Origin of the sequence: Yaniella halotolerans DSM 15476 (genome assembly GCF_000420805.1) — a bacterium.
In the GTDB taxonomy this organism is placed as follows: Bacteria; Actinomycetota; Actinomycetes; order Actinomycetales; family Micrococcaceae; genus Yaniella; species Yaniella halotolerans.
Genome location: NZ_ATVQ01000001.1, coordinates 905798 through 925036, shown reverse-complemented (window position 1 = coordinate 925036; position 19239 = coordinate 905798). Strand labels below are relative to the sequence as shown.

General features: G+C 57.9%; 18 protein-coding genes. 16 read left to right on the top strand and 2 right to left on the bottom strand.

Going from position 1 to position 19239, the window contains the following annotated elements:
• Window positions 1-27: 27 nt before the first annotated feature.
• The 10 genes from folP to G583_RS0104415 are packed head-to-tail and all read left to right on the top strand — an operon-like array spanning window position 28 to window position 9068.
• A complete protein-coding gene (gene folP / locus G583_RS0104460; protein WP_022869992.1) occupies window positions 28-936 on the top strand; it encodes a dihydropteroate synthase in 909 nt (302 codons plus the stop codon).
• 8 nt (window positions 937-944) lie between these two features.
• On the top strand, window positions 945-1319 hold the full coding sequence (folB, locus tag G583_RS0104455; protein WP_022869991.1) for a dihydroneopterin aldolase: 375 nt from the start codon (window positions 945-947) through the stop codon (window positions 1317-1319).
• 2 nt (window positions 1320-1321) lie between these two features.
• Window positions 1322-1852 (top strand): 2-amino-4-hydroxy-6-hydroxymethyldihydropteridine diphosphokinase, encoded by a 531-nt coding sequence (gene folK / locus G583_RS14315; protein WP_022869990.1) that lies wholly within the window; start codon window positions 1322-1324, stop codon window positions 1850-1852.
• Window positions 1849-2397, top strand: a complete 549-nt coding sequence (locus G583_RS14310; protein ID WP_022869989.1) for a DUF3180 domain-containing protein — start codon at window positions 1849-1851, stop codon at window positions 2395-2397. The genes folK and G583_RS14310 overlap by 4 nt, the downstream gene beginning before the upstream one ends.
• Before the next feature lie 10 nt (window positions 2398-2407).
• A complete protein-coding gene (locus tag G583_RS0104440; RefSeq protein ID WP_022869988.1) occupies window positions 2408-2923 on the top strand; it encodes a PH domain-containing protein in 516 nt (171 codons plus the stop codon).
• The gene (locus tag G583_RS0104435; RefSeq protein ID WP_084677238.1) at window positions 2920-4638 is read left to right on the top strand and encodes a PH domain-containing protein; all 1719 of its coding nucleotides are present in this window, start codon (window positions 2920-2922) and stop codon (window positions 4636-4638) included. The genes G583_RS0104440 and G583_RS0104435 overlap by 4 nt, the downstream gene beginning before the upstream one ends.
• Complete coding sequence (locus G583_RS0104430) at window positions 4635-5132, top strand: PH domain-containing protein (RefSeq protein WP_022869986.1); 498 nt, start codon at window positions 4635-4637, stop codon at window positions 5130-5132. Before G583_RS0104435 ends, G583_RS0104430 begins: the two co-directional genes overlap by 4 nt.
• A gap of 11 nt (window positions 5133-5143) precedes the next feature.
• Window positions 5144-6052, top strand: a complete 909-nt coding sequence (locus tag G583_RS0104425; RefSeq protein WP_022869985.1) for a Rossmann-like and DUF2520 domain-containing protein — start codon at window positions 5144-5146, stop codon at window positions 6050-6052.
• 45 nt (window positions 6053-6097) lie between these two features.
• Window positions 6098-7012, top strand: coding sequence for a pantoate--beta-alanine ligase (gene panC, locus G583_RS0104420; RefSeq protein ID WP_022869984.1), 915 nt, complete (start codon window positions 6098-6100; stop codon window positions 7010-7012).
• A 40-nt stretch (window positions 7013-7052) separates the two neighbouring features.
• The gene (locus tag G583_RS0104415; protein ID WP_022869983.1) at window positions 7053-9068 is read left to right on the top strand and encodes a M13 family metallopeptidase; all 2016 of its coding nucleotides are present in this window, start codon (window positions 7053-7055) and stop codon (window positions 9066-9068) included.
• Window positions 9069-9148: 80 nt separating this feature from the next.
• Here G583_RS0104415 and G583_RS0104410 read toward each other — a convergent pair whose 3' ends face one another.
• Window positions 9149-9544: a hypothetical protein gene (locus tag G583_RS0104410; protein WP_022869982.1), complete on the bottom strand. Its 396-nt coding sequence runs from the start codon at window positions 9542-9544 to the stop codon at window positions 9149-9151.
• Between the two features lie 114 nt (window positions 9545-9658).
• On the opposite strand from G583_RS0104410, the gene G583_RS0104405 reads away from it, so the two are divergent.
• Window positions 9659-10207 carry a YbhB/YbcL family Raf kinase inhibitor-like protein gene (locus G583_RS0104405; protein ID WP_022869981.1) on the top strand — a complete coding sequence of 183 codons (549 nt, stop codon included), beginning with the start codon at window positions 9659-9661 and terminating at the stop codon, window positions 10205-10207.
• Between the two features lie 89 nt (window positions 10208-10296).
• Here the strand turns inward: G583_RS0104405 and gabT are convergent, their stop codons facing one another.
• Window positions 10297-11625, bottom strand: a complete 1329-nt coding sequence (gene gabT, locus G583_RS0104400) for a 4-aminobutyrate--2-oxoglutarate transaminase (protein ID WP_022869980.1) — start codon at window positions 11623-11625, stop codon at window positions 10297-10299.
• 107 nt (window positions 11626-11732) lie between these two features.
• Here gabT and G583_RS14305 point away from each other — a divergent pair, with 107 nt between their 5' ends.
• The 5 genes from G583_RS14305 to G583_RS0104375 all read left to right on the top strand — a co-directional run bounded on the left by G583_RS14305 (window position 11733) and on the right by G583_RS0104375 (window position 19233).
• A complete protein-coding gene (locus G583_RS14305) occupies window positions 11733-12638 on the top strand; it encodes a LysR family transcriptional regulator (protein ID WP_022869979.1) in 906 nt (301 codons plus the stop codon).
• A gap of 78 nt (window positions 12639-12716) precedes the next feature.
• The gene (gene lysS / locus G583_RS0104390; protein WP_407635163.1) at window positions 12717-14267 is read left to right on the top strand and encodes a lysine--tRNA ligase; all 1551 of its coding nucleotides are present in this window, start codon (window positions 12717-12719) and stop codon (window positions 14265-14267) included.
• A 9-nt stretch (window positions 14268-14276) separates the two neighbouring features.
• Entirely contained in the window at window positions 14277-14489 is a 213-nt protein-coding gene (locus G583_RS14300; protein WP_022869977.1) for a hypothetical protein, read from the top strand.
• Window positions 14490-14704: 215 nt separating this feature from the next.
• On the top strand, window positions 14705-17239 hold the full coding sequence (locus G583_RS0104380) for an ATP-dependent Clp protease ATP-binding subunit (RefSeq protein ID WP_022869976.1): 2535 nt from the start codon (window positions 14705-14707) through the stop codon (window positions 17237-17239).
• A gap of 182 nt (window positions 17240-17421) precedes the next feature.
• Complete coding sequence (locus G583_RS0104375; RefSeq protein ID WP_022869975.1) at window positions 17422-19233, top strand: BCCT family transporter; 1812 nt, start codon at window positions 17422-17424, stop codon at window positions 19231-19233.
• Window positions 19234-19239: the final 6 nt, after the last annotated feature.

The following is a 19239-nucleotide window of genomic DNA, read 5'->3' as shown; positions in this document are numbered from 1 at the left end:
GAGATAACCAAACAGGAAGGATTTTCCATGTCTATTGGAGCTGTCCCAGGAACCGGTCCGGCAACGGGCCCGCTTTCGGTAGTGCGAAAAGCTACGCGAAAAACCTTTGAGGATCTGCCAACCGATCGCACTCTGGTCATGGGCGTCCTGAACGTGACTGATAATTCGTTCTCGGACGGCGGCGAAAACTTTGACGCCGGCAAAGCCATCGATCACGGACTTCGCATGCACTATGCGGGCGCCGACATTATCGACATCGGCGGCGAATCCACCGCACCAGGAACCGAAGAAGTCAGTGTCGCCGACGAACAAGCACGCATCCTGCCGGTTGTCGAAGCCCTCGTCAAAGCCGGGGTCTATGTCTCGGTAGATACCCGCCACACCGAGACCGCTCGCGCAGCCCTCGAATACGGCGAAGTCATGATCAACGACGTCTCAGGCGTCAACCACGAAGCCGATATGCCACAACTGATCGCCGAAACCGGTGCGCGCTATATTGTGATGCACAATCGCGGCAACTCGAAAACCATGGATGGTTTGGCAGAATACGACAACCTGGTCTCCGAAGTTGTGGCCGAAACCCAGCAGGTCATTGACACATTCCTTGCCGCTGGCGTCAAAAAAGAACAACTCATCGTAGATCCGGGACTTGGGTTCTCCAAGACCGCAGAGCACAACTGGCAGCTGCTCAAGCACCTGACCGAATTTGAAAAACTCGGTTACCCAGTACTGATTGGTGCCTCCCGCAAACGGTTCCTCGGCACCCTGCTCGCCGAACACAATACCGAAGCAATGGAACCACGCCAGCGTGATCACGCGACAGCTGCAATTACTGCACTCGTGGCACAAGAAGGCGCATGGTGCGTACGCGTGCATTCCGTGGTGTCCAACCTGGACGCTGTGAAAACCGTGGCTGCACGCCAGGCCGCAGAATAAGCAACGCCATGGGGACCATCAGCCTGATGGGGCTACGCGCCCGCGGTTACCACGGGGTACTCGAACACGAACGAGCCACCGGCCAGACCTTCCTCGTGGATGTAGACCTCGACCTGGACATAGACCAGGCGGCTGCCACCGACGACGTCGCAGCAACCGTGAACTATGCAGAAGTTGCTGCCGTAGTGGAGAGTATCATCACGGGGCCACCGGTCAATCTGATTGAAACCCTCGCCATCACCATGGCCGATACGATTCTGGCAGACTTTTCGCGGATCGTATCGGTGCGAGTCACCGTTAATAAACCCCAGGCCCCCATCCCGGCAGACTTTGCCAATGTTGCCGTTAGGGTTGCTCGAAACCGTACTGCTGCAGGACGGTAACCATGCACGACCTCGATCCGCAATTGGTGGCACAGCCTGCTGAACCTGTGCGCGCCGTGGTGGCGCTGGGTTCAAACCTGGGCGATTCGGCCAGCATTCTTGACGACGCCGTCGACGCGTTCTGGCAGGCATCAAACATCGACGTCACTGCTGTGTCGCCACGGGCCAAAACGGCACCCGTCGGTGGACCGGAGCAACCAGATTTTCTCAACCAGGTGCTCATCATCGAAACAACGTTAAGTCCATATGCGTTGCTGGAGTTCGCCCATGAACTCGAACAGGTAGCCGCCCGGGTGCGAGGCGTCCGCTGGGGGCCGCGCACCCTCGACGTCGATCTGATCGATTATGACCAGGTGACCTCGAAGCATCCGGTGCTCACCCTGCCGCATCCACGCGCACACGAGCGGGCCTTCGTGCTTATCCCGTGGTCGTGGGCGGAACCCTCCGCCACACTCAGCGGCCAGCCCGTTGCCGAATTAGCTGCACGAGCCGACGACGCCACCACCGTGCACCGCGTGGAGGATAACCGATGAGTTCGCTTCGCATCAGCTGGATCGTCGTCGTAGTGCTCAGCACCGCGATCCTCGGATGGCTGGGCGCATTTGTCGCCGCAGAATCCGGTTGGCCGGCCCCGGCACTGGGTATCACCGCCGTCATCACGCTGGCCGCCGTCATCGTACTGGAACTCATCTTGGGTATTCGGGTACTGAAAGACAGGCAACGCCCCGTCGCAGATCGGCTGAATCCCGTCGCCGCGGCCCGCACCTTAGTCCTCGCCCAAGCAGGCACCTACGCGGGGGCTGCGATCGGTGGCTGGCACGCCGGCATGTTGGTGCATCGTGTGCCCCAGGTCGGCTTTGGTTCCGACGTCGTGACCGAAGCCTCTGTTCAGGTGATCACGGCGTTGGTTCTGGTGATCGTTGGTTTTGTTGTGGAACAATGGTGCCGGATCCCACCGGAGGACACTGACGGCAACGGTGGTAACCACCAGAACCCGCCCGGCGCTTCCGGAGTGCAACCCACCGCGCGACAAGCAGACACAGATAGCTGGTCGCCACCACGGCAACCCAAGAGATGAGACTGCAGGCATGGACCACGAAAACCTTCCGTATCGGAGAGTTTCGCCTCGCCTGATTCCACTGCGCCAGATCAATAACGCGATCGGCTTCGGCATCTTCTTCCTTTTCTTGCTGATACCCCTGCTGATTGTTCAGTTCGTCGCACCACTGTTTTTCACCAACAGCGCCGCATATTTGCTCTACCTTCTGCCAGCCGGCGTGCTGGTGTGGGGGATCGTGGTCGCCTGTATCATTCCGCGACAGGTTCGAGCCATGGGATACCTGGAGAACCGTGACGATCTAGTGCTACGTCGCGGCATTTTATTCCGGAACCAGGTGGCCGTCCCGTACGGGCGCATCCAATACGTGGACATCCACCAGGGACCGCTGCAACGAGCCTTCGGGGTCACACAGATTTCTATCACAACGGCCGGTGGCGGGACCGCCTCGACCTTTGAGGGGTTGCCCATGGTTGAGGCGGAACGACTGCGCGATGAATTGACACAACGGGGTTTCGCTCGGTTGGCAGAATTGGCGGAAGCATGAGCCAACCAGTGCAACAACAGCACAGCCCCGAGATTCCATGGAGCCGCGTCCACCCGATCTCGCCCTTTGTCCGATCGTGGTCGGTGTTGCTGATCTTCGGCTACGTCCTGACAAACCTTTCGCTGCAAACCCTGCGGAATATCGTCGAGAGCTTTGAGCTGTCGATCGGCCAGGCCATCCTCATATTTCTCGGCATCGTCTTCATCGCACTCCTCGTCGCGGCAGGCCTGTATACGATCGCCTGGCGGTTTTATCAGTTCCGCATCACCGCTGACGCGGTCGAATTACACGCGGGCGTCGTTTTCCGTCGTCGCCGGTACATGCGTTTAGACCGACTACAAGCCGTCGACATCGACCGGCCACTCTTTGCGCGGCTGTTCGGCCTATCGAAACTGTCGCTGCACGCGGCTGACGGATCAGAGGCCACGCTCGCGCTTGAATATCTCAAAGCAACGGATGCCGAACAGTTGCGCCGTGAGATCCTCTATCTGGCCTCTGGCGCTCAAGATGATCCGCAACTCGACCCCATGGCCGAAAGCACCACTTCTGAGACGGGACCATCGGCGGGGCACTCGCCGGGGGCACCCGCTGCGAATCCCGTTACGCACCCGGCTGCACCCGCATACCCATACGCTGAGTATCTCAGCGCCTATGTGCAGCACAATCCTCGTGGGCTCACCGAAGCGGTCAGCCCACCGCCGGGCGTGATCCCACAGCAGATCACCCAGTCACGGCGAGCCAAGAACCCACCGCGAGAGTTACTGACCATCCCATTGTCTCGGGTCGTGGGAGCAGGCGTAGTAACAGGTCTGGGCGCCGGTATTGCCAGTGCTCTCTGGGCGTTGATCGTGGGTGGTTTCGTGTTGTGGCTCAGCGCGCGGGACGGGTCGAATGAAACGCTCCCGTTCCTTATCGGTGGCGGCATCGGGTTCCTACTCATCGTCGGGTTCATTACCATCGTCACCGCATTTGCACAGGTTAACTCGAACTATAATTTCACGGCCAGAACCTCGGATTCCGGGGTGCGTGTTCTCTCGGGCCTCTTATCGACGTCGTCGCACACCATCCCACCCGGTCGCATCCAAGCCATTCAGATTTATCAACCCATCGCATATCGGTTCTTTGGGTGGTACCGGATCCAAGTCAGCGTGGCCGGCTACGGGCTCACCGACTCCTCAACCACCGTGCTACCGGTCGGCAAATTCAACGACGTTCTGATCATGTTGTCGGTGCTTGCCCCAGATGCTGGGGTCGAGCGGGCCGATGAGCTCATCTACAATGCCCTGAAATATACCTCCGACGACGATGGCTTCACCCACGTGCCGTCCCGAGCGCGGTTCTGGCAACCGGTCGCCGGCCGCCGCCACGGGTATATGACAACCCCAACACTGTTGTTGATTCGATACGCTAAACTGCGCCGCATCTTAGCGATGATCCCGCACGAGCGTATCCAACAGTCCACCGTGCACCAATCCCTGTCCGATAAGTTCAGTGGAACAGTATCGGCCAGATTCAGCACACCGCCCGGGCCGGTTCGGGTGAATATTAGCAACCATGAGCCTGAAGCTCTGATCCAGCTGTTCTTCCATGAAGCTGAAATCGCAGCCCACGCGCGTCGCATCAAGGATAAGAACAAGTGGATGGCCGATGAGGAACTCGAGAATTTCGAAAAAACGGCCATCAAGGCAAAAGCCCAAGGAGGTGACCGCGCGTGAAAGACTTCCCACACCATCTGCAATTCCGCCCGGTTCGCCGCCAACTGACGACCTACCGCCAGATTCATAACGCCATCAGCCTGGTGATCAACATTGTGATCTTCGGTGGCGCAGCAGTGCTGACCGGGTATCTCTCCGAACCCGGCTGGTGGCAACTATTGCTCTACATCCCGGCAGCCTGGATACTCATCCACCACGTCGTCAAGATGTTCATCATCCCGCGACAAGTACGAATCCACGGCTGGGCAGAGCAAGCCGATGATATCCTCATCCGTTCGGGCGCGATTTTTCGCAAGTATCAAGCTGTGCCGTACGGACGTCTGCAGTTCGTTGTCGTTACTCAAGGGCCGCTGCAACGAAAATATGATCTCGCGGATGTGTCCATTACAACCGCAGGTTCCAAAGCTGAGATCTTGGGACTCCCCACCATCGAAGCAACCCGCCTGCGCGATGACCTCTCTGCCCGCGGATATGCCCGACTCGCCGGACTCTAAGGAAGGTACTCATGAGCGTTGACGAACCCCTGACCACCGGAGCAATCGGCCAACCCAACCGGCTCGGTATCGGCATTATCGGGGCAGGCCGCGTCGGCGCCGTCCTCGGCATGGCCCTGCAGCGCGCAGGCCACACAATTACCGCCGTCCACGCGGTATCCGACGCCTCGATCAACCGAGCAGAAACCCTACTGCCCGATGTGCCAATCATCGAGATCCCAGATATTCTGCGCCGTTCCGAAGCCGTGATTTTTGCGGTACCTGACGACGTCCTGGAACCACTGGTCGCCGGACTCGCCGCAGCCGGCCACATCCAAACCGGCCACCTGCTGGTCCACACCTCGGGACGCTACGGTACCTCGGTGCTGCAGTCGGTGCGCGAGCACGGCGCCATCCCGGTGGCCATCCACCCGGCCATGACCTTCTCCGGGCTGAGCCTGGACGCCGACCGACTCCAAAATACAGCGTTTGGGATCACCGCTGACGCAGTCGTCGTGCCGATCGCCGAGGCACTGGTGGTCGAGATGGGTGGTATCCCGGTGACCATCCCCGAAAACGCGCGTCCAACCTATCACGCCGCGATGGCTCACGCCTCAAACCACCTGGTCACGCTGACCGCTCAGGCCCAAGCGATGTTGGAGTCCGCAGGGATCGCCCAGGCACCGAAATTATTGGGCAACCTGATGACCGCCAGCCTCGAAAACGCTCTGAATAACGGCGACCAGGCACTCACCGGACCGGTCTCGCGAGGTGATGTGGGAACGGTAGCCACACATATTGCAACCCTGCAGGAACTCGATGATCCTGACCTCTATGAAACCTACCGGTCCATGGCCGTCGCCACCGCGCGGCGGGCTCACGGGGCAGGAATCATCAATGCGAGCAAACTCGAAGAACTCCTCCAGATGCTTGAAGGCTAAGTTCGCCTGCACCCTTCAGCTCAGCTTCGGATTAGACTATGGGTCGTGACACTCCAACAAGCTCAACTGGCCACCACAGCCACCGCTGCCAAAACCCAGATCGCTGACAAGGTCGCCGAACTCGTTGCCGCAGGCAACTCGGCGCCAACGGTCGGCCTTGTGCCAACTATGGGTGCCCTACACGACGGTCACGGCGCACTATTTGAACAGGCGCGTGCCGAAAATGATCTCGTCGTCGCATCCGTGTTCGTCAACCCGCTGCAATTTGATCGCGATGAGGACTACGAGCACTATCCGCGTGACCTCGATGCGGACATGGAACTGGTCACCAGGTATGGGGGAGACATCGTCTTTGCTCCCGACACCCAGCACATGTATCCCGGATACCCAGACGCCCCGCAGATCCGGGTGTCAGCAGGGCAAATGGGCCGCGTCTTCGAAGGCGCCTCACGCCCCGGCCACTTCGACGGTGTCTGTACCGTGGTTGCCAAACTGTGGAATATTCTCATGCCCCCCGCACCGGCCACGCTGCGCAGCTACTTTGGACAAAAAGACGCCCAACAGCTGGCCATCGTCACCCGCCTGGCACAAGACCTCAACATTGATGTCGACATCCGCCCGGTCGATCTGGTCCGAGCCCCCTCGGGCCTGGCGTTGTCATCGCGCAACGTTCGACTCGATGATCACGGCATGGAAAAAGCACTGGGCCTATCCCAGGCGCTGCACTATTTGGCCGATCAGGTAACCAACGGTGAACGCGTCGATATCGACGCCGCACGAGACATCATTCGATCCCACGAACACGTCGAACTAGACTATTTGGAGATCGTTGACCCGGCCACCCTCGCACCGCTTTCAGAAGAGCTTCTTGCCCGACCACTGGCGCACGAAGCACTCGCCCTCGTGGCCGCCCGGGTGCCCCCGGTTCGGCTCATCGACAACATGTTGCTAGCGCCGTAGGCTACCAATTGGATACCGGCACCATTTCTCAAGGAGACGCGTGACAGCCATACCTCAACCGACCCAGGACCTGTACCGACACGTTAATGGTGAATGGATGGACAACAACACCATCCCCGCGGATCGCGGCACCTATGGCGCGTTTATGGAACTGCATGATCAGTCCGAAATCGCCGTCCACAACATCCTGCAAGACGCAGCCAGCGGGCTGTCGAAGAAACAGCTGAAAAAGCCCATCACCGCAGAACATAGTGACGACGGCGCCGCCGCACGCATTGGCGCACTGTACACGGCCATGATGGATGAAAAGACCATCGAATCCCAGGGCGTTACCCCGCTGTGGGAGACCCTGGATAAGATATCCGCCATCGACAGTGCCGCGGAATTCATGGAAATGACGGGCAAGCTCCAACGTAAAGGCATTGTCGGCGGTCCGATCGGCACCGGTGCCATGCCAGACGCCGGAAACCCCGATCGCGTATTGCTGCACATGATTCAAAGCGGCCTGGGTCTACCCGACGAATCGTATTACCGCGACGAAAAGTTCGCCGATATCGTCGAGGCCTACCGCACCTATATCGAACAGCTGTTTCTGCTGTCCGAGCTCGCCCCAACGGAAAAACGCGCACGCAAGATGGCCAAACGGGTCATCGATCTGGAAACCAAGCTTGCGCAGCAGCACTGGGACATTGTGTCGGTGCGAGACGCGGTCAAACGCTATAACCTCTACACCCGAGACGCGCTGCTTGAAGAATTCCCCTCCGGTATCCACTGGTTGACCGGGATGAAGATGGCGCCGGGCCAGAAACACGAAAACCGTTCGGCCGAAATCGTCGTCTGGCAGCCAGACTTCCTCACCGGACTGGAAGAGCTCTTGGCGTCAGAACCCACCAAATCCTGGCGCATCTGGCTGAAGCTGCACCTGATATCGTCGCACGCACCGTACCTATCGGATGCCTTCGTGCAGGCCAACTTTGAGTTCAGCAAGGTACTATCCGGTACCGAAGAACTCCGCCCCCGTTGGAAACGTGCGGTCAGCCTGGTCAACTCGACCCTCGGCGAAGACGTCGGCCGTCTGTATGTGGCCAAGCACTACACGGAATCGCACCGCCAGGATATGGACCGGCTCGTTGATGCGCTCCAACAGGCCTATGCGGGCTCCATCGCGCAACTGCCGTGGATGGGTGAAGAAACACGCAAGCGCGCCCTGGAGAAACTGTCGAAGTTCAACCCGATGGTTGGGTATCCGGTCAAATGGCACGACTACTCGGATATCGAAGTCGACGCCACCGACCTGGTCGCTACCCTCGACCGCATTTCTGCGCACGATTTCGAGGACAACCTGTCGAAAATCGAAGACGGCCCGGATCCAGAAGAGTGGCACATGAGCCCACAGACGGTCAACGCGTATTACTCCCCGTTAGAAAATGCGATCGTCTTCCCGGCAGCTATTCTGCAGCCGCCATTCTTCTCACCCGAAGCCACACCCGCCCAAAACTTTGGTGGCATCGGTGCGGTCATCGGCCACGAAATTGGGCACGGCTTTGATGATCAAGGTTCACAGTATGACGGCGATGGCGCACTGAATAACTGGTGGACTGATGAAGACCGCGGGGCGTTTACTGAACGCACCGAATCGCTGATCGACCAGTACAAGGTGTTGGCGCCTGCAGAAGCTCCGGACCACAACGTCAACGGCGAACTGACGCTTGGTGAAAACATCGGTGACCTCGGCGGTTTGGGCATCAGCCATAAAGCGCTCTACCTGTACCTGGACCAAAACCCAGAAGCAGTCACGGCTCAGGACCTGGATCCCAACGACCCAGCAGATCGCAAAGCCATCGATCGGCAATTCTTTGAATCCTGGGCCTCCGTATGGCGCCAGCTGATCCGCCCTGAGGCTGCGGTTACCCGCGTCTCAACGGATCCCCACTCGCCAAATGAGTTCCGCTCTAACCAGGTGGTCAAGAACCTGGATGCGTTCCACGAGGCGTATGGCACCAAACAGGGTGACGACATGTGGCTTGCTCCAGAAGAGCGCGTGACTATTTGGTAAGCCCGTTGACGAACACAACTGCATAACGATAACGCCTCGGACCGATTCAGGATGCATCGGTCCGAGGCGTTCGTGTTGCGTTAACCTGTCTCATCAGCGGGTGCCCAATCCCGCACCGCCAGCGACTTCCGAGGCGGGGCGGGCCAGGCTTTATACGCCAAGTACGCAGTTAAGGCCCCATAGACGAGGCAGAGCGCAGCTAAGCCAAACACCGCCGAGCCCTCCCAGGTAAACCACGGCACAATGAGCGTGAAGACTGTCAGGGTGATGACCAACGCCGTACTGGAAGCTGATTTTCCAGGAAAACTTGGCCGCAGACGCTGCACCGTAATCGCAACGGCAATGACCGGCAACATCAGCACCATGGTCCACAGCAGCGACATCTCGAGGGCCAGCGTCAGCAGTATGACCGTAAGCGAGGCTCCTACTCCAATGCTTGTTATCCCTCTGAATCGATTGGGATCGGACTGTTGCACCTTTCCTCCCTGGTTCAGTAGCAAGACGATTGTGTCTAGTGTATTCCACGCTACAGAACCTGATCATCACAGTGAACCCTGGACGTCATCGATGTCGCGTGTCAGGATGCAGATATGAGTTTTGATCCGTATGAACCACTTCCAGCATTACCTGAAATCACGCTGACCAGCGAGGACTTCACCGACGGCGGCAAGTTGCCGACCCGCTCAGTTATGGAAAGTCTTGGACTGGGTGGGCGCGATGAACTGCCACAGCTCTCGTGGTCCAATATCCCAGTGGGCACTGAAACATTCGCGCTGACCTGTCTGGATCCAGACGCTCCGACGGCCAGTGGGTTCTGGCACATGTCGGCCTTCAATATCCCAGCAACCGTCACCGCGCTCGCCGGCGGGGCTGTGCGTTGGGACGAGATCGATTGGTCAGCCTTCAACGTCTCCGGTGCGGGGCAGGGCCCGATCTTCTTGGCCAATGACCGCAATGTGGCCGGTTTCACAGGTGCTGCCCCACCGGAGGGCCATGTAGAACACCGGTACATGTTCGTCGTCCACGCCGTCGGTACAACGTTAGAACTGGGCGCAGATGCCACCCCGGCCCAGGTTGGATTTAACCTGTTCAAACACGCCATTGGTCGGGGTCGGATAACCGGACTCTTCGCACGCTAACCAAAAGCACGCGTTTAACGACTGTGGCCGCAGCCAGAAGTTGGTTGCGGCCACAGTCCTTGTCTCGTCGAGGTGAGAGCGTTTGGGAGTTATTTCATATCAGTCAAGATATCGGTGATCACGCTCAGGCCTTCTTTGAGGAGGTCTTCACCGATAATGACCGGTGGCAAGAAACGCAGCACGTTACCGTAGGTGCCGGCGGTCAAGGTAATGACGCCCTGTTTGCGGGCTTCGACAGCAACGTTGTTGACGAGCTTCGGCAGCGGCTCTTTGGTTGCTGGATCGACCATTTCAACGGCCATCATGGCGCCACGGCCACGGATGTCACCAATACGTGCGTCGTCTTTTTGGAGCTGGGTGAAGTGCTCGGTGATGATTTCACCGATCCGGGTGGCCTTGGCGGCCATGCCTTCTTCTTCCATGGCTTCAAGCGAGGCGATACCGGCGGCGACGGCGACCGGGTTACCACCGTAGGTTCCGCCCAGCCCACCGGCGTGGACGGCATCCATCACTTCGGCGCGACCGGTAACAGCAGACAGTGGCATACCACCGGCGATACCTTTTGCCAGGGCGATCAGATCCGGTTCGATACCTTCGGCCTCGGAAGCAAACCAGGTACCGGTGCGGACAAAGCCGGTCTGGACTTCGTCTGCGATGAATAGCACATCGTTGGCTTTACACCATTCGACAACCTTGGCCAAGAAGCCTTCGGCTGGCACAATGAAGCCACCTTCGCCCTGGATGGGTTCCATAATGACGGCGGCCAGGTTGTTGGCGCCGATCTGGGACTCCAGTGACTCAATGGTGCGGGCTGCAGCTTCTTCGCCACTGAGACCATCGCGGTACGGGTAGGAGCCTGGCACACGGTAGAGCTCGGAAGCAAACGGGCCAAAGGATTCCTTGTACGGCATGTTTTTGGCGGTGAGCCCCATGGTCAGGGTGGTACGACCGTGGTAGGCGTTATCGAAGGCTGCAACAGCCTGTTTGCCGGTGTAGGCGCGCGCAACTTTGACGGCGTTCTCAACGGCTTCGGCACCGGAGTTCAGCAAGACGGTACGGGTATGGCTGGAAATCGGGACGAGTTCATCGAGACGCTTGGCCAGCTGAATATAGGACTCATACGGGGTCACCATGAAGCAGGTGTGGGTGAAGTCTTCGACCTGTTCCTGTACGGCTTTGACGACTTTCGGGTGCGAAGCGCCCACGGTGGTGACGGCGATGCCAGCACCGAGGTCGATCAAGCGGTTACCGTCGACGTCTTCCACGATGCCGCCTTCAGCACGCGAAACAAAAGCTGGTGTTGAAGGGCTTACGGCTTTAGGAACATATGTTTCAAGGCGTTCGCGCAGCTCACGGGCCTTGGGGCCGGGGAGCTCGGTAACGAGTTTGCGAGACTGATCGAGCGGTTCACGCGACATGAGGATTCCTAACGTTGCAGGACGATAAAAGTATTCACCCTCAGTATGAACTACTCCACCTATGTTCCGCCAATAGAATCTCTTCATGGTGGGTATGCTTAACAGTCATGGACGAACGGTTACTTACAGCGTTTCTCACGGTAGCGGAAACTCGCAACGTATCGCTGGCAGCACGTAGGTTGAATATCACCCAGCCAGCCCTGTCGCGGCAACTGCAGAAGTTGCAACGCCACCTAAAAGTGGAGCTCTTACAGTCGCATCGTTCCGGCGTAGGGCTGACCGCTGCGGGGGAGGAGTTCCTCCCGGTGGCCCAAACCGTCATTAATGAAATTCACAAGGCCGAAGCGTTTGCACGCATGCTGGCAACCGGAACGTTCACCGAAATCACATTTGCCGCACCGGGTACCACGCTGATCGATATTGTGATCCCGTTCGTCGCCACCCTGGACTCCTCCCGATTGCATTCGCATGTGATTGAAACCCCGCTCGGTGCATCGCTGCAGCAGGCGGTCAACACCGCGGACCTGGTGATCATGCCTTCCGAACCGCCCAGAGAGTTTGGTTCGATCGCCCTGGTGGAACTTCCGGTCTGGGCCTATGTTGCGCCAGATCATCCGTGGGCAGACCGCGAGCACATCCCACTGGAAGAACTCGTGGAAGAGCGCGTCGTCGTGGCCACCACGGACTTCATGTCACGCAGAGTCTTAGACGGTGCAGTCGATGTTGCCGGGCTGACCGTACCGCAAATTGTCGAAACAAATTCCGGTCGGGTTGCCCAGGCCCTCGTGGCCGCGGGTAACGGGGTCGCAGTCGTCACCGAAGACGCCTACTTCGGCCTGCGGCCCGCCAAGATTTCAACTGGGTCGGGGATTTTGTCGGTGTGGTTACATGCTGGTTGGCGTGCTGATCACTACGCGTTGGAACACGTCCAAGCCCTGGCTGAACAACTCGCTGAGTTCGCACAAACACGGTACCCGGCATTGACGCCAGGACCATTTGATCCCACAGGCTAAGCATGCTGTGAGCCAGCGGCGATTAAAACGCTGGAACCAGACATAACGCAGCCCAGGGGACGATCCACAGTTAGACTATTGGTCGTGAGTACGACCAATGCAGCTAATGCCAATCAGACCGCCGGTGACGGCGCCGCAAATACCCGTGATCAGCGAAAAGTTCGACGCGCTAAACGCCAGGAACTGCTCGACGCGGGACTCCAAGCCTATCCCGTTGAAGTAGAACGCACCCATACGCTTGCCCAGATTCGTGAAAAATACCCGAGTCTGGAAGCCGGCGAAGAAACCGGTGACATCGTTTCGGTGGCCGGGCGTATTGTGTTCCAGCGGAATACCGGAAAGTTGGCATTTGCCACGCTGCAAGAGGGCGGCGAAACCGGCGACCACCCACGTCTGCAGGTCATGCTCTCCCAGGGACGGGTGGGGGCTGAAGCGCTTGATTCGTATAAAGGCTTGGCCGATCTGGGTGACCATATCGCCGTGACCGGTGAAGTCATTGCTTCCAAGCGTGGTGAACTCTCGATCATGGCCGATTCCTGGACCATGGCCTCCAAGGCGCTGCGTCCACTGCCCGTGCTGCACGCCGACCTCGCAGATGAGACCCGCGTCCGTCAGCGCTATGCCGATTTGATCGTGCGTCAAGAAGCCGCCGAAATGGTGCACAAGCGCTCCGCCGTCGTACGCTCGGTTCGTCGTGCGCTGGAGGATCAGGGCTATATCGAGGTTGAAACCCCCATCTTGCAGCTGATCCACGGTGGTGCCCAAGCTCGTCCATTCGAAACGCACTTGAATGCTTTTGATCAGACCATGACGCTGCGTATTGCCACCGAACTGTATCTCAAGCGTGCTGTGGTCGGCGGCATCGACAAGATTTTTGAAATCGGACGTGTGTTCCGCAACGAGGGTGTTGATTCCACCCACTCGCCTGAATTCACGATGTTGGAAGCCTACGAAGCGTACTCGGATATGTATGGCATGGCTGATCGTATCCGCGAAATCATCCTGTCTGCTGCAGAAGCTTCCGGTGTCGGCAAAGAACTGGAAACTCCCGAGGGTAACACCGTTGTACTCGATGAGCCATGGGAATGGCAAGAATTCTACCCGGCCGTCTCCGAGGCCGTCGGTCAGCAGATCACCCCGGATACCTCTGCCGAAGACCTCCGGGCCATTGCCAAGAAACACCAAATCGACGTTGACGAAAACCTCGACGTTCAGCAGTTGGCGATGGAACTGTTTGATGAACTGGTTGAACCAAATATCATTCAGCCAACCTTTATCTATCATTACCCGCAAGCGGCACAACCATTGGCCCGCCCACACCGCGAAGACCCACGCATGGTCGAAGCCTGGGACCTGATCATCAACGGTTATGAAATCGGTACCGCGTTCTCTGAGTTGATTGACCCGGTCATCCAGCGCGAACGTTTGACCGCACAATCGGATGCTGCAGCTGCTGGCGATGAAGAGGCCATGCAGCTGGATCACGACTTCCTGCGCGCCCTAGAATATGGTGCACCCCCAACCGGTGGACTCGGTATGGGCGTAGACCGGTTGGTCATGCTGTTGACCGGCACGGGAATTCGCGAGACCATACTGTTCCCGCTGCTAAAACCAGAGGGTGACGAGTAAGGAGGCGCCATGGACGTGTTTTGGGATTATTTTGAGGTCCTAGCCCCGTCGATCGGGCTGTTCTTTATTTTTTGGTTGGTCATGCGCTCCCTTTTCCGAGGTGACTCGGGTGAGCGTGATGCCCGCCGTGACGCTGAAGAACGCGAAGCTCAGGCTTGGGCCTTGCAGCGCGCCGCCCAACAACGTGGTGTCGACGAAAACGAGTCTGCTGAAAAGCTCTAAGTTGTAGGAATAATGCAGGTTCAAACCTGGTTATCCTATCTCCAGACAATTACCTTTGGGTAAAACGTCGTGAGTTGTGCAAGTTCTACCTTGAGCCAAATTGACTCAGCTTTAGGTAAAAGTGGTGCATTTCCTTCGCCCAGCAGTGAACAGCAGTCTCAATACGATTTATAACTCAGTACGATCAGAGTCAATAGTCAGCGAGGAGTGTGCCTATGTTTGAAAGATTCACCGATCGGGCCCGACGAGTAGTGGTACTTGCGCAGGAAGAAGCGCGGATGCTGAACCACTCGTACATCGGAACCGAGCACATCCTGCTCGGGTTAATTCACGAGGGTGACGGCGTGGCCGCCAAAGCCCTCCAATCCCTAGATGTGTCCCTGGGCGCAGTTCGCGAGCAGGTGCGGGAAATTATTGGTCAGGGCCAACAAGCCCCATCCGGCCACATCCCTTTCACCCCGCGCGCCAAAAAAGTTTTAGAGCTGTCACTGCGTGAAGCACTGCAGCTGGGCCACAACTACATCGGTACCGAGCACATCCTGCTGGGTCTGATTCGTGAGGGCGAAGGCGTAGCAGCACAGGTACTTGTGCAGTTGGGCGCCGACCTCAATCGGGTACGTCAGACCGTGATCCAGTTGCTCTCGGGCTACCAGGGCTCAGGTGAAGGCGAAGGAAAAGAGACCGCAGGCGTTTCATCCAGCGGTGGCAGCCAGGGGCAGCAAGCCGGTTCGGTCGTTCTCGACCAATTCGGTACCAACCTGACCGCAGCCTCGCGCGAATCGAAACTTGACCCTGTCATTGGTCGTTCCGACGAGATGGAACGTGTCATGCAGGTGTTGTCTCGCCGTACCAAGAACAACCCGGTTCTCATAGGTGAGCCCGGCGTTGGTAAAACCGCCGTCGTCGAAGGCCTAGCACAGGCAATCGTTCGCGACGACGTCCCAGAGACTTTGAAAGACAAACAGGTCTACACACTAGACCTGGGCTCACTGGTCGCAGGTTCCCGCTACCGTGGTGACTTTGAAGAGCGCCTCAAAAAAGTGCTCAAAGAAATTCGCACCCGCGGCGACATCATCCTGTTTATCGATGAGATCCACACGCTGGTCGGAGCCGGCGCCGCCGAAGGTGCCATCGACGCAGCATCGATCCTGAAACCAATGTTGGCACGCGGCGAACTGCAGACCATCGGTGCAACCACCCTGGACGAGTACCGCAAGCACATTGAAAAAGATGCTGCCCTGGAACGCCGTTTCCAGCCCATCCAGGTCGATGAACCATCCGTGGAAGATACCGTCGCCATTCTGCGTGGTCTACGCGACCGTTATGAGACACACCACCGCGTGTCGATTACCGACGAAGCACTGCAGGCGGCAGCCACCATGGCCGACCGCTATATTTCTGATCGCTTCTTGCCGGATAAGGCCGTCGACCTGATCGACGAGGCCGGTGCTCGCCTACGCATTCAGCGCATGTCGACTCCGCCCGAGATTAAAGAGTACGACACGCGTATCGAAGAAGTCCGCAAAGAGAAGGAAGCCGCCATTGACGGCCAAGACTTCGAAGGCGCTGCCTCACTGCGCGACAAAGAGCAGACCCTGCAGGACGAACGCAACCAAAAAGAACAAGAATGGCGTGACGAAGCTGCTCACGGTATCGCCGAAGTGGGCGAAGACATGATTGCCGAAGTGCTTTCCAAGTCGACCGGCATCCCGGTCTTCCGTCTCTCCGAAACCGAAGCCGAACGTCTGCGCAACATGGAAGACGAGCTGCACCGTCGAGTCATTGGCCAGGACGAAGCCGTCCGGTCCCTGTCACGTGCGATTCGTCGTACCCGTGCCGGACTCAAGGATCCGCACCGTCCAACCGGTTCCTTCATCTTCGCCGGTCCAACCGGTGTGGGTAAGACCGAACTGGCCAAGACACTGGCCGAGTTCCTCTTCGGTGACGAAGACGCCCTGATTACCCTGGATATGTCCGAGTTCCAAGAGAAGCACACCGTGTCGCGTCTCTTCGGTGCACCTCCGGGCTATGTTGGCTACGAAGAAGGGGGCCAGCTGACCGAACAGGTTCGGCGTCGTCCATTCTCCGTTGTCCTGTTTGACGAAGTTGAAAAAGCCCACCAGGACCTCTTCAACTCGTTGCTACAGATTCTGGAAGAAGGCCGACTGACCGACTCCCAGGGTCGTATCGTTGATTTCAAGAACACGGTCATCATTATGACCACCAACCTGGGTACGTTCGACATTGCTCGTGGCGTCCAGACCGGGTTCCAGTCAATTTCTGATACCGAGACCGGCTATGAACGGATGAAGGCAACTGTTCAGCAGGAACTGCGTCAGCACTTCCGCCCAGAGTTCCTCAACCGTGTGGACGACACCATTGTCTTCCCACAGCTGTCCCTGTCGGAAATCATTGAGATTGTTGACCTGTTTATCGGCAGCCTCCAGGAACGTTTGAAAGAACAGAACCTGAGCATCGAGCTGGACCAGGCATCCAAGGAACTGCTGGCAGAACGCGGCTACGACCCATCCATGGGTGCACGCCCGCTCCGCCGTACAGTGCAGGACATGCTGGAAGACAAACTCTCCGAGAAACTGCTGTTCGGTGAGATTCCAGCGCACACGCACATTCTGGTAACCAAGAAGGGCGAGGGCAAGAACGCCGAACTCGAATTCGAGTACGTCAACGCACCAGACACCATCGAGGCAGCGCCAGAGCGTGAAGCCATCGAAGCAGGTAGCGACAGCTAAAACCTGCCATCTATCCGAAATAGTCGGGATCCAAGAAACCCCTTGGATCCCGACTATTTTTATGCCCGAAATGTATGGATTCACGAAAGTCGTTCGTATTACCACGTCAGAACCAGGCTCAGTGCGATAGTGTAAAAGTCTACTATCTGACAGGGATCGTTTGACCTCGAGGAGCTGATGCCATGCTGACCCGACTGCACGACATGCTACGACTTCGAACATCGCCGAGCATCTTCTTCGGCGCGGCCGCCGTGATCATCGTATTCGTATTCATGACGGTCGTTTTCACCGAACCCATGGATACCGCGGTCAGTGCTGCATCTGACTGGTTGTATACGAACCTTGGCTGGTTTTACATTCTCGGTGTGACCTTATTCCTTGTGTTCTTGCTCTACTTGGCGATTAGTCGGTTCGGCGGCGTGCGGTTAGGCCCCGACGACGAAAAGCCCGAGCACTCCGGACCTGCATGGTTCGCGATGCTCTTTGCCGCCGGAATTGGCAGTATTCTCATGTTCTGGGGTGTAGCAGAACCCGTCAGCCACTTCGGTGACCCACCGCGTGGCCCATCATTGGGTATCGAAGCTGGAACCACCGAAGCCGCGGCAGATGCCATGAACTTCACCCTGTACCACTTCACGTTGCACACCTGGGCTATCTTCGCGCTGCCGGCGCTGTGCTTTGCGTACTTCATTCACAAACGGAATCTGCCGCCCCGCGTCAGTTCGATCTTTCAGCCCATTATCGGTGAACGCATTCACGGTCCGATCGGCAAACTTGTCGATATCGTCGCCATTGTTGGTACCGTCTTCGGCGTCGCAGTATCGCTGGGTTTGGGTGCTCTACAGATCAACGCCGGCATCAACACGGTCTTCGGGGTACCTGAAGGCGCCGTATGGCAACTAGTTATTATTGGCGTGGTTGGCGGTGTCGCCATGATCTCGGTGGCCCTCGGCCTCGACAAAGGGATCAAGGTGCTATCCAACTTCAACATTTGGGTTGCTGTAGCACTTTTGATCTTCATCCTGGTGGCTGGTTCCTCGTTGTTTATTCTGCAGGGGACGGTAGAGTCTGCAGGCCGCTACCTGATGAACTTGCCAGAATTGGCCATGTGGAATGACACCTTTGCCGATTCCGGATGGCAAAGCTCCTGGACGGTCTTTTATTGGGCCTGGACCATTAGCTGGTCACCATTCGTAGGTATCTTCATTGCTCGCATCTCCAAGGGCCGTACCATCCGTCAGTTCGTTTCCGGTGTGCTGGCTGTGCCGGCAGGCTTCTCTATTCTCTGGTTTGGTATCTTCGGACACGCCGCCTTCGATATCGAGCTCAACGGTGACGGCGGACTGGTCGAAAGTGTGGTCGAAGAACAAGATGTGCCAGGAGCACTCTTCGCGTTCCTGGATCACTTCCCAGCAACGTTCTTCATCTCAGTCATCGCGATCATTTTGGTGGTCATCTTCTTCATCACCTCGGTTGACTCAGCTGCCCTGGTGACAGACACGATGGCCAACGGCCACGAAGACTTCAACCCGCTGGGACAGCGAATCTTCTGGGCTATCGCAATTGCCCTCATCACGGCGACTCTACTGGTGTTTTCCGGTTCTGGTGGTCTGGAAGCGCTTGAACAGCTCGTCGTGCTCGTGGGGCTGCCGTTCTTTATTCTCGCGTACTTCCAAATGTATGCGGTGCATCGCGCGTTACGCGAGGATGCAAGCGAAGTGCCTCCCGTCCGTACCCGTTCGTGGAAGCAAGTGCTGCCGCCCGAAGAGCATGAGCGCCGCCTAGACGAAGACGGGCACGACACAACCGACGTGGTCGTTGAGCCTGAGGCTGCTGATGAGCGACCGGTTATGCGAGACCCGTACCTTGAAGAGGACCGACTCATCGGTCCGCGTGGCACACTGTCGGCACGGACAGGCTCCGCGTGGTTGCGGAGAAAACAGGGAATGGAGCAGCCACCGCCGGATGCCCCAAGCCCGCGCGACGACGATTAGTACCCT

Excerpts from the sequence above, each read along its gene's own strand:
- folP (WP_022869992.1), top strand. The coding sequence starts at position 28 with ATGTCTATTGGAGCTGTCCCAGGAACCGGTCCGGCAACGGGCCCGCTT.
- folB (WP_022869991.1), top strand. The coding sequence starts at position 945 with ATGGGGACCATCAGCCTGATGGGGCTACGCGCCCGCGGTTACCACGGG.
- folK (WP_022869990.1), top strand. The coding sequence starts at position 1,322 with ATGCACGACCTCGATCCGCAATTGGTGGCACAGCCTGCTGAACCTGTG.
- G583_RS14310 (WP_022869989.1), top strand. The coding sequence starts at position 1,849 with ATGAGTTCGCTTCGCATCAGCTGGATCGTCGTCGTAGTGCTCAGCACC.
- G583_RS0104440 (WP_022869988.1), top strand. The coding sequence starts at position 2,408 with ATGGACCACGAAAACCTTCCGTATCGGAGAGTTTCGCCTCGCCTGATT.
- G583_RS0104435 (WP_084677238.1), top strand. The coding sequence starts at position 2,920 with ATGAGCCAACCAGTGCAACAACAGCACAGCCCCGAGATTCCATGGAGC.
- G583_RS0104425 (WP_022869985.1), top strand. The coding sequence starts at position 5,144 with ATGAGCGTTGACGAACCCCTGACCACCGGAGCAATCGGCCAACCCAAC.
- G583_RS0104405 (WP_022869981.1), top strand. The coding sequence starts at position 9,659 with ATGAGTTTTGATCCGTATGAACCACTTCCAGCATTACCTGAAATCACG.
- gabT (WP_022869980.1), bottom strand. The coding sequence starts at position 11,625 with ATGTCGCGTGAACCGCTCGATCAGTCTCGCAAACTCGTTACCGAGCTC.
- G583_RS14305 (WP_022869979.1), top strand. The coding sequence starts at position 11,733 with ATGGACGAACGGTTACTTACAGCGTTTCTCACGGTAGCGGAAACTCGC.
- G583_RS14300 (WP_022869977.1), top strand. The coding sequence starts at position 14,277 with ATGGACGTGTTTTGGGATTATTTTGAGGTCCTAGCCCCGTCGATCGGG.
- G583_RS0104380 (WP_022869976.1), top strand. The coding sequence starts at position 14,705 with ATGTTTGAAAGATTCACCGATCGGGCCCGACGAGTAGTGGTACTTGCG.
- G583_RS0104375 (WP_022869975.1), top strand. The coding sequence starts at position 17,422 with ATGCTGACCCGACTGCACGACATGCTACGACTTCGAACATCGCCGAGC.